Below are 12,383 nucleotides of genomic sequence, written 5' to 3' on the forward strand. Positions count from 1 at the left end.
CTGCATACCGTCGGAACGAAAGGCCAGTGCGAACCGCGCGGAGATTCAGACCCGCATTCATGACCAGCCGGATATGCAAATTGCCACCACTGGCGGGCCCGGATAAGGTCGCGACATGCAGGACAATGCCACCCCCCGTTTCGCTGCCCGTCTCAACGCCTTTAAAATCGGTGCTGCCGACTACTGGCCGGGCAGGAATATCGTGACCACCAGTGATCTGCTCGCGCGGGCAGCCACGGCCGGTCTGACGGCGGCGGATCTGAATTATCCGGATCATTTTGTCTCTGACACCCCGGCGGATCTGACCCGTACGCTGAACGACAACGGCATGGTGCTCAACGGTCTCGCCATGCGGTACTACACCGATCCCGGCTATAAACTGGGCGCATTCACGCATCCCGATGCCACAGTGCGCCGCGCAGCCATCGACGAAACAAAACGCGGGCTGGATGCTCTGGCGGAGATGGGGGGGCGGCTGATGACGCTCTGGATGGGTCAGGACGGGTTCGATTATTCGTTTCAGATGGACTATGCCCGCGCCTGGGACGACACGATCGCGGCGATGGCCGAAGTGGCCGATCACAACCCGCAGATCGATATCGCGCTGGAGTACAAACCCAACGAGCCCCGCGCCTTTGCGCTGATGCCGGATGCGGCGACAACCTTGCTGGCCCTGCGCGACATCGGACGAGCGAACACCGGCGTGACGCTCGATTTTGCCCATGTGCTTTATGCAGATGAAATGCCGGCCTTTGCCGCAGCCCTCGTCGCACGTCACTCCAAAATTCTCGGGGTGCATCTGAACGACGGCTACGGCAAGTGGGACAACGGGTTGATGGTCGGGGCGGTGCATCCTGTGCAGACGGTTGAACTGCTGGTCGAACTGGAACGCGCGGGCTATGACGGCGCGATCTATTTTGACACGTTTCCCGATCACTCGGGCCTCGATCCGGTCGAGGAGGCACGCACCAATATTGAGGTCGTTAACCGACTGCGCGCAATTGCATCAGGGCTTGTCGGCGATGCTGATCTGCGTGCTGCCATTGCGGCCCAGGACGCGCCTCTGGCGATGCGGCTGGTTCAGGCGGCGATGTTAAAGTGACGCTGCTGGTTGTCGGATCGCTTCATCTGGACGTGGTGACCCGGGCGCCGCATCTTCCCGGCATCGATGAAACTGTTACCGGGAGCGGCGTCGATTATGTCTTTGGCGGCAAGGGCGGCAACCAGGCCATCGCCGCCGCGCGCATGGGCGGGCAGGTACATTTCGCAGGCCGCGCCGGCAGCGACACATTCGGTCACTCGTTGCGGCACACACTGGCGGCCGCGGGCGTAAACACGCAACAGCTGCAACCGGATCCGGGACCCAGCGGCATGAGCGTGGCGATCGTGAACGCTGATGGTGATTATGGTGCAGTGATCGTATCGGCTGCCAACCTGAACATCGATGCTGACGCAATCCGAATTCCGAATGGCACAAAGCTGGTTCTGCTGCAGAACGAAATACCGGATGCGGTAAATGCCGCGGTGGCCCGCAAGGCCCGCGCTTCGGGCGTTCCCGTCTGGCTCAACGCCGCTCCGGCGCGGACGCTGTCGTCATCGCTTGTGGCGAGTTGCGACCTTCTGCTCGTCAACCGTGTGGAGGCTGCCTTCTACAAAGATTTGAGTGGTGGACCGGAGGTGCTGAAAACACTTGGCGCTGGCGGGGTGCGCTTCAGGGGGCGCACATATCCCGCACCTGAGGTCCGCCCCGTTTCCAGCCACGGCGCGGGAGATATGTTTGCCGGTGCGCTGGCCGCGAGCGTTGCCAGCGGCCAGACACCGCAAGAGGCCATCGGATTCGCCCAGGCCGCCGCAGCACTGCATGTGGCCTCGGACCTCGCAGCCCGCGCCGCAATGACCCGCGATCAGGTCACGGCATTTCTCAATGCTCAGCCGAGCCGGTAAAACCGCGCCGCTGTTCCGCCGAATATCTGCGCCTGCTCGCCCGCCGGGAGATGCGCAGTCAGCTCCCGCGCCATATCTAACCAGTCACCGTATTCGCAGCGCAACCGGCACACCGGCCAGTCAGACCCCCACATCACACGCCCTGGTCCGAAACTGTCGAGGACATGGCGGGCAAATGGACGCAGATCTTCGATGCTGACGTCTTCTGAGGCCTCAGTCACCAGCCCGGAAAGTTTGCAGTACCCACCGGTCTCCTGAGCCAGCGCCGTGATACCCTCAGCCCAGTCAGAAAAGCTGTTCCGACCCTGTTGCGCCTCCGAAATCTGTGGCTTGAGGCAGTGATCAAAAACCACCCGCAGGTCCGGCCACTTGCTTATCAGGCGGCGAAAATTCGGGATATGTTGCGGAAATCCGAGCGCATCAAAAGTCAGATCCAGATCAGTTAATGCGCCATAGGCCCATTGAACATCCTCGCGCAGCATCCAGTTGTCATCGGAAATATCCTGGATCATCGGGCGCACGCCAAGAAATTTCGGGTGCCTCGCGAAACGCTCAAGATGGCTGAGGTGCGCGGGATCCTCAAAATCGATCCACCCTACCACGCCGCGGATCATCGGTGAGGCATCGGCAAGACCCAGCATATATTCAGTTTCATGCACTGTTGCCGCCGCCTGAACCAGAACCGTCCCGCCGATCTGGTGCGCGGCAAGCGCCGGCGCGAGATCATCCGGCGCATAAGCACGGTTCAGCTCCGGCACGTCCCGGGGCATCCAGTCGTAATCGCCGCGCGCCGGCTGCCAGAAGTGCTGGTGCGCGTCGATCCGGGGCAGCGTCACGTGGGCGCGTCCTCGCGCAGCAGACCCCTTGATTTGAGCTCCGTCCAGAGAGCGTCCGGGATGTCGGCCTGTGCCGCCTTCAGATTGCCCTGCATTTCAGCAACACTCTTGCCACCCGGAATGACCGACACATGCGCCGGATGCAGCAGCGGGAACCGGAAGGCAGCATCGACGAGACGCACGTTATGTTCTTTGCAGACCGCTTCGATGGCACTCACCCGGTCCATCACATCCTGTGGCGCGGGGTCATAATTATACATAGCACCCTGCCGCGCGCCTGTGGCGAGAATTCCTGAGTTATAGGGCCCGCCTGTGACGATCCCGATACCGCGGCTTTCACAAAGCGGCAGGAAGCTGTCGAGCGCCTTCTGTTCGAGCAGCGTGTAGCGCCCGGCCAGAAGGAAAAGATCGAAATCGCCCCGTTCGGCAAGGGTCTGGCAAACCTCCCACTCATTTACGCCGCCACCGATGGCCCGGATCAGCCCCTGATCCCGCAGAGATACCATCGCGTCATAGCCCCGTCCGGCAAAGAATTCCTCGATCCGCATATCTGAGACTTCTTTGGAGCCATGCGTGAAAATGCACAGATCATGCACGTAAAGGATATCGATACGCTCCACACCGAGCCGCGAGAACGAATGCTCAAACGATCGCATCACGCCGTCATAGGTGTAATCGAAATGCTCGCGGCGCACCGGTACGTCGAACCATTTGCCCACCCCTGACCGGTGCTCTGGCGCGCAGGCCTGAATGAGCCGGCCCACTTTCGTTGAAAGCACGTAGTCATCGCGCGGTTTGTCACGCAGAAACGCATTGAGCCGGGTCTCGGACAGGCCCATCCCGTAAAGCGGCGCCGTATCGAAATAGCGCACACCGCCTTCCCAGCCGGCATCCAGCGTCGCCCGCGCGTCTTCGTCGCTGATCGCGCTGTAAAGATTGGCAATCGGTGCCCCCCCGAAACCAAGCTCCGTGAAGGTGACACCGCCGTTGCCGAGGCGGTCCAGGTGCCGCGTTTTCAAAACCATACTGCTCTCCATTTTTGCTCCTGCGAGCTTACACCGGAATACCGTTGCAAGGCCAGATCAGAGCAGTAAGCTGAGGCCCTGGGGAGGGCCAGAAATGACATCAAGGTTCAAAGCGGTTTTCGGCGAGCCAAAGCCCGTCATAGGCATGGTGCATATCGGTGCGCTGCCTGGCAGCCCGCTCTATGATCCGGAGGCTGATCTGCTGGCTGCCGCCCGCGCCGATCTTCTGGCCCTGCAGGCCGCTGGCTTTGACGCGGTGATGTTCGGCAATGAAAATGACCGCCCCTATGAGTTCGAGGTGGACCGGGCATCGACTGCTGCGATGGCGATGCTGATCGGACAGTTGCGGTCCGAGATTACCGTGCCTTTCGGCGTGAACGTGCTCTGGGATCCGATGTCCACGATTGCGCTGGGGGCTGCCACCGGCGCGGGGTTTGTGCGCGAGATATTCACCGGCAGCTATGCCTCCGACATGGGCCCCTGGACCCCGGATGCGGGACGCGCCATGCGGTATCGCGACCGGCTTGGGCGGTCGGATATGGCGATGCTCTATAATGTCTCGGCTGAATTTGCCCATTCGCTGGATCAGCGCCCGCTGCCCGACCGGGCGCGCAGTGCCGTCTTTTCATCGATCCCCGACGCCGTGCTGGTTTCTGGTCAGATCACCGGCGAGGCGGCTGCCCTGTCTGATCTCGAAGCGGTAAAGGCCGTTTTGCCCGACACGCCCGTGATGGCCAATACCGGCGTGAAACACGACACCGTGGCCGACGTGCTGGCCATCGCCGACGGCTGCATCGTCGGCTCCTCTCTGAAAACCGACGGTGATACCTGGAAAGCCGTCGATCCCGACCGCGCGCAGGATTTCATGGACCGTGTCCGGAAGGCCCGCGCATGAAAGACCGCATAGGCCGCGACCTGAAAGACCTGATGCGCATCCCCGGCCTGTCGGGCCATGAGGACCGTGTGCGCCGGGCCCTGCGTGAGCGGCTGAGTGCAACAGGCGTGGAAAGCCGCTCCGACAGGCTGGGCAATCTCGTGGCGCATTTCCCCGGCGAAGGACCGGCGGTGATGCTTTTTACCCATATGGATCAGCTCGGCTTTATCGTGCGCCGGGTTGAGACAAACGGTCTGTTGCGTCTTGAACGGCTTGGCGGCGTGCCTGAGCGCGCGCTGGCTGCTCAGGAGGTACTGGTCTGTGTCGGCGAAGGCCGCGATGTGCCAGGCGTTATCACAAACAAAAGCCACCATGCGACCCGGCCGGATGAAAAATATACGGTGACGCCCTGCGCCGGACTTTATGTGGATACCGGGTTCGGCTCGGCAAAAGCCGTTGAAGAAGCGGGCATCCGCATCGGTGCGCCGGTTGTTTATGCGCCGCAGGCCACCGATCTGGCCGGTGACCGGATCACGGGGACAAGCGTGGATGACCGCGCCGGATGTGCCGTGTTGCTGGAAGTCGCGCGGCTGCTGAAGGACCGCGAGGGCGGCCCCCCGGTGCACCTCGCATTTACCGTGCTGGAGGAATTCAACCTGCGCGGCGCCCTGCCCCTGGCGCAGAAACTGCAACCCGACATCGCCATCCAGATTGATCTGATGCTGGCCACGGATACGCCCGATATGGCGGACAGGGGCGATATGGTGCTGGGCGGCGGGCCGGGTATGAGCCTTTATTCATTTCACGGACGCGGCACGCTCAATGGTGTGATCCCGCACCCCGCCATGGTGCAGCTTTTTGAGACAACGGCGCAGGCGCAGAACATCCCGCTGCAGCGCAGTGCGCAGACCGGGGTGCTGACCGATCTGTCCTATGTTCAGCTGGTCGGCGAAGGCGTGGCATCCGTCGATCTGGGCTTTCCGATGCGCTATTCACATTCCGCCCGTGAGGTCTGCGATCTGGAAGACCTCTGCGCGCTGACGCGACTGCTCGCGGCCGCGCTCGCCCGGATCGGCCCGGACTTCTCGCTCGACAGGGATGACTACACCTGATGGATTATACGCTCGGCATCGACATCGGCACCTATGAGACCAAGGGCGTTCTGGTCGATATGACCGGATCAGTGGTCGCACAAGCGGCCCGTGGCCACAAAATGCTTGTGCCGCGTCCGGGCTGGGCAGAGCACCGCCCGGAAGAAGACTGGTGGGGCGATTTCGTTTTTGTCTGCCGAAAGCTGCTGAAAGAAAGCGGTATTGCCCCCGGTGCCATCCGCGCCGTTTCCTGCAGCGCCATCGGCCCCTGCATGTTGCCGGTGAATGCAGCGGGAGATCCGCTCATGAATGGCGTGCTCTATGGTGTCGATGGCCGTGCTGCTGCCGAAGTGCAGGAGCTCACGGACCGCATCGGCGAAGAGCAGACCATCGCACGGTGCGGCAACGCGCTGACATCACAATCCGTCGGGCCAAAAATCCTCTGGCTGAAACGCAACCATCCGGATCTGTACAAAAAGACGGCGCATATCCTGACCTCGACCAGCTTTCTGGTGCAGCGTCTGACCGGTGAGGTCGTGATCGACCACTATACCGCGGCGAATTTCTCGCCACTCTATGATGTCCAAAGGCAGGACTGGGTCGATGACCTGGCCGATGACATCATCCCGTTGGAAAAACTTCCCCGCCTGTTGTGGTCGGACGAGATCGCCGGGGAGATTACAGCAGCTGCGGCCGGGGCAACAGGGCTTGCGCAGGGAACGCCCGTGACCGCAGGCACCATTGATGCCGCCGCCGAGGCGCTCTCGGTGGGTGTCGACCGGCCCGGCGACATGATGATGATGTACGGGTCCACGATCTTTATCATCCTGCGAACCCGGTCTCTCACGGCCGATCCACGCATCTGGTACGCGCCCTGGCTGTTCAGGGGCGAACACGCCTCGATGGCGGGGCTGGCGACCTCCGGCACACTGACCCACTGGTTCCGGGATCAGGTTGCGCGCGATCTCGACGCGGACGATGCCTTTCCCGCACTGGCGGCCGAGGCTGCCGCAAGCCCGCCCGGTGCAAACGGGCTGTTAATGCTGCCCTATTTCTCCGGTGAGCGGACACCGGTCCACGATACAAACGCAAAAGGGGTGCTCTTTGGTCTCAACCTTACCCACACGCGCGGCGATATGTACCGCGCGCTGATTGAGGGGATCGCACATGGTACCCGCCACGTTACCGACACCTTCGCAGACCTCGGCCAGTCCCCTGCCAGACTGCTCGCCGTAGGGGGCGGCACGCAGAACGCACTCTGGCTGCAGGCCACCTCCGATATCACCGGCATCGACCAGATCGTCTGTGAAAAAACCATCGGCGCGAGCTTTGGCGATGCTTTCATGGCGGCTCTCGCCGTGGGTTTGGTCGACCGCAGTGACATCACGAAATGGAACCCGGTTTCCCGGACAGTCACAGCCCGCCACGACCCGGTTTACGAAAAAGCGCACGGGCTTTTTCGCCGGCTCTATTCGCAGACAAAGGACATCGCAGAGGCGCTTGGACAGCCCCAGGCATAGCCAGCTTCAGACGGCGCTGGACCAGCGCGCAACGGCCACACCCACGGTGGCCGAGACCCCCGTCAACAACGTGCCCCAGATCAGATCAGTGGCCACCATGCGCCATGTCCAGTCCTTCAGCGTGGCGAGATTGGTGAACTCGTATGTTCCGTAACCCATCGCACCGATCAGTGCCGCGGAACCAAACACCGCAAGCAGCGCGCGCCCGTCCTGCATCGCAGGCCAGCTGACAAACCAGAGCAGAACTCCGATATAAAAGGCATAGAAGATCACAGCCGGGCCCAGGCGCGGACTGTCGAGCAGAAGAGAGGCAATATCGCGCTCAAACACAGGTTTCACGATGTAGCGAAGGCCCATAAAATCCAGGCCCAGAAACACCGCGAAGGTCACGATGTAGAGAATGGCAAGCGTCATACCGGCTCCTGTCGTTGCACTCTGAGCGAACACGCGACAGTGTCAAAAGGTTCCGAACGGGCCATCGCCTGGTGCAAACGGGCCTGTGGCCTACTTCACGGCCCCCGCGGCCATGCCCTTGATGATATATTTTTCCAGAAAGATAGCGACCACCACCAGCGGCAGGATCGCGGCTGAAGAAAGCGCCGCCATCGACCACCAGTTGATCCCCTGAGACCCCGTCTGGGACGCCACCATTACAGGCAGGGTTTTGGCATCCGTCGAGGTGAGCAGTGCGGCGAAGAAATACTCGTTCCAGCAAAGAACAAGGCTCAGGATGAAGGCCGCGACCATGCCAGGCAGCGCGATGGGCAGAACGATCTGGATAAATGCGCCCCAGATGCCGAGACCATCGACAAGGGCCGCTTCTTCAAGCTCAACAGGGATGCCCTCAAACTGATCGCGCATGATCCAGATGACGATGGGCAGCACCATCAGCGTGTAGAGCAGGATGAGCCCCACGCGGCTGTCGAGCAAATCAAGCGAACGGTAAAGCACGAGGAATGGCAGTGCCAGGACCACCGGTGGCAGGATCATCTGGCTGAGGAAGAAAAACGAGATATCGGAATTGCGCATGAAGCCGAACTTAAAGCTGAACCGCGACAAACCGTAGGCCGCCAGCGAACCCAGCACGACCGCAAGGGCCGAGGCCGAAAGTGCGACCACTGTGCTGTTCCAGAAACGCTTCAGGAATTCTTCGCGCACGGTGGACACCTCACCGATAAGGCGCGGCGAGAGACCTAAGGATTCCCACCCTTTCCAGCGCGGCGTGAAATCCCACCAGGGAATGAGGTTGCCCTTCATCACGTCAGGCGCAAGCTTGAAGGAGGTGGTGATCGTCCAGAAGATCGGGAACAGACAAATTACGGCCCAGGTCATCAGCGCGGCATAGATCGCCACGCGGCTGGCCCACCAGCGGGTTTTCATGCGCCGGTCGGACGGGTGATTTTTAAAAACAGCGCTCATGCAGGTCGCTCCATCCAGCGGCTGACCAGCTTCAGGAGCAGGGTCACGAATATGATGATCAGCACCAGATATACCATCGCCAGCAGCGTCCCGTAGCCGACGTTGGACCGGTCGCGGTATTCGCGGAAAATGAAACTTGTGACGCTGTCAGTGGCCCCGCCCGGCCCGCCGGATGTGACGTTGATGATCACATCCGCCAGCTTGAGTTTGAAAATAATCCGGATCACCACGGCGGTCACGGAAACCGGCAGCATCAGCGGGAAAATCACCTCTTTGAAGCTTTGCCATCCGCTTGCGCCATCGACTTTTGAGGCTTCGATGACTTCGCGCGGCAGCGCCTGCAAACCAGCCAGCAACATGATCATCATGAAGGGGATAAACGTCCAGGCATCCATCGCCATGATCATGAAGCGCGCGATCTCGGGAGAGCCGAAAAAGCTCGGATTGTCCCAGCCAAGCTCGCGTGCAAGCCTCGAGATCGGCCCGAAGCGGATCTCCATCATCGATTTGCCGATCATCCATGAAACGGCTACCGGGCTGAGCATCAGCGGCAGCAGAAACACCACGCGAAAGAACTTCCGCGCCCTGATCTGCGCGTTGAGCAAAAGCGCCAGACCGAACGCGATGACATATTCCACGCTGACAGCCAGCACATAATACACCATATTTTTCAGCGCGTTCCAGTAAAACCCGTCGTTCCACATCTCACGCATATTGTCCCAGCCATTGGGCTGCGGGCCATCAGGTGAGGCAAGGTTCCAGTCGGTAAAGGATATATAGCCGGCAAAGAGCAGCGGGAAGATAACGAGGCTGATCACAAAGAGTGCAGCCGGCAGGACAAAGAGCGTACGCTTGCCCTTTTCGCCGTTGATGATCACCTGAGCGGCACAAAGCGCCGTGGCCCAGAGCATATAGGCATAAAGCACCGGTCGCCAGGTTGCGAAACCGATGTCGGTACGACCGGTTTCATGGGCGAACTGAAACACCGCCAGAAGAACGACAAGCGCCGCCGAGGCACGCACCATCCAGCGCCCTGTCCGCTGCCGCGCTTCAGAAATATTGTCCGCCGTGACGGTATGCAGCAGGTCGCCCTCGGTACTCATGTCCCGAGGTTAGCCGCGTCTTTGGCGACTGTTAACCCTGTAAATGAAACAGTGCGTTAATCACCGTCACCGCCGCTGCAGCCATCGCTGAAACTACTGCAGCCGCCGGCAATCGATCCGCTGCCATCATCCTCGTTGCGTCGCGGATGATCGGTAAGCTGACGGATGAGCCAGACAACAGCGAGGATGAACAGCGCAATAAAAACGCCGTTCATCGGGTTGTCCGGAAAGGCACGCAAACCGGGGCTGAAAAGACCTTCGTTCATAGCGTCGGTCTGCATGTCAATCGCGTCAGTCGTTTACGTCCTGGCCTGCACTACCTTCACGGTTGCGGCGGGCCATACGAACGACGAGGGCGAGGATAAGGACCATCCCGATGATAAGAAAAATGCTGGCGTCAGGCATCAGAGTACTCCGAGGTTTGTTTGTTTCAGTCAGTGCGGCACAGCGCTAACATCGTAAAGTGGCGCGAATGTGGCGCAGATACGGATTCCGCGCCTGCAGACCAGGACCCGGACGCGTGCATATTGATGTGAAAAAACAATGGCATAATCCCTGCGCAACCCACACATCGTGGCTCCACTGCCCGGAGCCGGGACCCGGCATGTATCCGAAGGCAAAGGCCGGACGATGAAAAATGGCGCACGAAACCCCGTGCGCCATTTATCCTGATTAAGCCAGCTGTGCCGCAGTCTCAGAGACCGAGCGACGCCTTATAAAGTGCGATCTGGCTCTCGCGTCCGATCTGGTCGGTGATCTTTTCCCAGGCCGCCGCGATGGCATCCGCAGTTTCCTGCGCCGATCCGTACTGGCCGGCATAGCCCTTGGCCAGTTCATCCTCAGCTACGGAATAATACTGGAAGATGCCCGGAATACGCGGTTCGATCGCGGCATTCGGGTGGTTGTAGCTGTCCGCGTTCGAGCCGAGATAATCCTCTACAAATGCGCGGTCGTAGCCGGCTTCTTCCCACTCCTCATACTGAAAGTGCGACTGGCGGTAAGGCTGGAAACCCGACGGATAGGCCGAAGCCCAGAGCGACAGATCTTTGCCGCCCAGATGCGCCGCGGCTGACCACGCAGCTTTCTTCTTCTTTTCGTCGCCCTCAACCGTGGCCATCACGTAAACGCCCCAGCCGATATAGGCCATATTGGGCGCTTCGTTGCGGGTCTCCTCCCATTCGCCGGCCTGCGCGTTGTAAACGCGATCAGATGCCGGGTTGATGCCAAATCCCACGACATCGCCAACGACAGAGGTGTCGGACGTGCGCGCGGATGAGCCGACATCGCCCCACCACATCAGCATCGAGCCTGTGCCCGCAAGGAACTGCTGGAACGCGGTCGTGCCCGGATCGGCGTTGATCTGGTCTGCCGGATAAGCGCCGGCCTCAATGAGGTCCATCACATCCTGAATAGCCTGAACCCAGGCGGGGTTATTCACCATTGGCTTCATCGTGTCAGGCTCAAAGAGCCAGGCCGGGCTGTTGGGGTGCTTTGCATAGGCCGATGCGCGGTTTTCAAGGAAATAAAACCCGAAACCGCCCCAGCCCTTGAGCGGATCAAGATAGCCATGCGCCGGCAGACCGGTCAGCGGATCTTCCTTGCCGATCAGCTCTTTGGAGACCTCGTTAATCTCCTGCCAGGTAGTGGGCACCTCGCGGCCGGTCAGAGAACCCTCGCCGAAATAATCGGTACGATAAGCAAACGAATGGCAGTCGCCGTCGATGGAGACACGGTAGGTTTTTCCGTCCCATGTACCAACCGGCTCTTTGAGGTAATCGACATAGTCGTCCATGTCGATCTGCTCTTTTACCCAGTCGGGCATCTCTGAGGCCAGACCCTTGCCCAGCACGTCGCCTTCAAAGGGTGCACCCATCTCGACGATGTCGAAATCAACCGTGCCTGTCGCGATAGACTGCTGCAAACGCGCGTTGTAATCGGCCTGCGCCAGATCGATCCAGTTGATCGTGGCACCGGTATAGGCCTCCCAGGGCTTCAGGAACCCGCGGAAGAGAAAGTTATGCAGGTTCTGGTTGTTCAGACCCATGAAGGTCAGCTCGACCCCTTCAAACTCGCCTTCGGCCACGTTCTCTTTGGTCGCTCCGAGGCACAGCTCACCGACCTTCTGCCAGTCGCTGTCGGTCGGAGACCCTGCACCCACGCCGGGGATCTTCAGAATCTCGGCACGGACATTGCCATGCGCATCGGCCATCGCCGCGCCTTTTGGCATCATCGCCATGGCGCCCACTGCAGCAGATCCTTTGAGCATCTGGCGGCGGTTCATTTTCTGCGCGGCACGAATGTAGTTGTAGAGTTCGACCTTCATGTGTGTCCTCCCGGGAAAAATCAGATCTTTAAAAAGCAGGCGGACAGCAGACATCGCAGATTGTTATCTTTGGCGACAGCCAGAGCCGGTTATTCCTCCCGCAGAGCCCCGAGTATGGTCGAGATTCGAATTGTGTCAACAAAAGCCGCATGAGCCGTGGACAGCCAGATTTCCCTTCTCTAGCATCGCGATGAGATCGGGAGCGGGGGGCTCATGTCAGACGTCAGAATTACAGATATCCGGAAATC

Annotated in this window: 12 protein-coding genes; 5 read left to right on the top strand and 7 right to left on the bottom strand. The window is 60.3% G+C overall.

What is annotated here, in order from left to right; genetic code table 11:
* Positions 1-115 precede the first annotated feature (115 nt).
* Together Q0M35_RS01800 and Q0M35_RS01805 are read left to right on the top strand one after the other, a co-directional pair.
* Positions 116-1,102, top strand: a complete 987-nt coding sequence (locus Q0M35_RS01800; RefSeq protein WP_295311605.1) for a TIM barrel protein — start codon at positions 116-118, stop codon at positions 1,100-1,102.
* A complete protein-coding gene (locus tag Q0M35_RS01805) occupies positions 1,099-1,944 on the top strand; it encodes a PfkB family carbohydrate kinase (RefSeq protein WP_295311607.1) in 846 nt (281 codons plus the stop codon). Before Q0M35_RS01800 ends, Q0M35_RS01805 begins: the two co-directional genes overlap by 4 nt.
* Here Q0M35_RS01805 and Q0M35_RS01810 read toward each other — a convergent pair.
* Positions 1,929-2,780 carry an amidohydrolase family protein gene (locus Q0M35_RS01810; RefSeq protein WP_366519630.1) on the bottom strand — a complete coding sequence of 284 codons (852 nt, stop codon included), beginning with the start codon at positions 2,778-2,780 and terminating at the stop codon, positions 1,929-1,931. The two genes, Q0M35_RS01805 and Q0M35_RS01810, sit on opposite strands and share 16 nt — an antisense overlap.
* Positions 2,777-3,805 (bottom strand): aldo/keto reductase, encoded by a 1,029-nt coding sequence (locus tag Q0M35_RS01815; protein WP_295311609.1) that lies wholly within the window; start codon positions 3,803-3,805, stop codon positions 2,777-2,779. The genes Q0M35_RS01810 and Q0M35_RS01815 overlap by 4 nt, the downstream gene beginning before the upstream one ends.
* 94 nt (positions 3,806-3,899) lie before the next feature.
* Between Q0M35_RS01815 and Q0M35_RS01820 the strand changes: the two genes are divergently transcribed.
* Genes Q0M35_RS01820 through Q0M35_RS01830 form a run of 3 tightly spaced genes read left to right on the top strand, consistent with a single transcriptional unit; the run spans position 3,900 to position 7,290 of the window.
* A complete protein-coding gene (locus tag Q0M35_RS01820; RefSeq protein ID WP_295311610.1) occupies positions 3,900-4,700 on the top strand; it encodes a BtpA/SgcQ family protein in 801 nt (266 codons plus the stop codon).
* Entirely contained in the window at positions 4,697-5,791 is a 1,095-nt protein-coding gene (locus Q0M35_RS01825; RefSeq protein ID WP_295311612.1) for a M42 family metallopeptidase, read from the top strand. The genes Q0M35_RS01820 and Q0M35_RS01825 overlap by 4 nt, the downstream gene beginning before the upstream one ends.
* Positions 5,791-7,290, top strand: coding sequence for an FGGY family carbohydrate kinase (locus tag Q0M35_RS01830; RefSeq protein ID WP_295311614.1), 1,500 nt, complete (start codon positions 5,791-5,793; stop codon positions 7,288-7,290). Before Q0M35_RS01825 ends, Q0M35_RS01830 begins: the two co-directional genes overlap by 1 nt.
* 6 nt (positions 7,291-7,296) lie before the next feature.
* On the opposite strand, the gene Q0M35_RS01835 is transcribed toward Q0M35_RS01830, so the two are convergent.
* From Q0M35_RS01835 to Q0M35_RS01855, 5 genes are all read right to left on the bottom strand, one after another.
* Positions 7,297-7,704, bottom strand: coding sequence for a DUF2177 family protein (locus Q0M35_RS01835; protein ID WP_295311615.1), 408 nt, complete (start codon positions 7,702-7,704; stop codon positions 7,297-7,299).
* A 90-nt stretch (positions 7,705-7,794) separates the two neighbouring features.
* Positions 7,795-8,709 (bottom strand): carbohydrate ABC transporter permease, encoded by a 915-nt coding sequence (locus Q0M35_RS01840; protein ID WP_295311617.1) that lies wholly within the window; start codon positions 8,707-8,709, stop codon positions 7,795-7,797.
* The gene (locus tag Q0M35_RS01845) at positions 8,706-9,812 is read right to left on the bottom strand and encodes a sugar ABC transporter permease (protein WP_295311618.1); all 1,107 of its coding nucleotides are present in this window, start codon (positions 9,810-9,812) and stop codon (positions 8,706-8,708) included. Before Q0M35_RS01845 ends, Q0M35_RS01840 begins: the two co-directional genes overlap by 4 nt.
* Before the next feature lie 56 nt (positions 9,813-9,868).
* Positions 9,869-10,093 (bottom strand): hypothetical protein, encoded by a 225-nt coding sequence (locus Q0M35_RS01850; protein WP_295311620.1) that lies wholly within the window; start codon positions 10,091-10,093, stop codon positions 9,869-9,871.
* Positions 10,094-10,506: 413 nt separating this feature from the next.
* Positions 10,507-12,135 (bottom strand): substrate-binding domain-containing protein, encoded by a 1,629-nt coding sequence (locus Q0M35_RS01855; protein WP_295311622.1) that lies wholly within the window; start codon positions 12,133-12,135, stop codon positions 10,507-10,509.
* Positions 12,136-12,383: the final 248 nt, after the last annotated feature.

Origin of the sequence: Roseobacter sp., from assembly GCF_024639605.1 — a bacterium.
Taxonomy (GTDB): domain Bacteria; phylum Pseudomonadota; class Alphaproteobacteria; order Rhodobacterales; family Rhodobacteraceae; genus Roseobacter.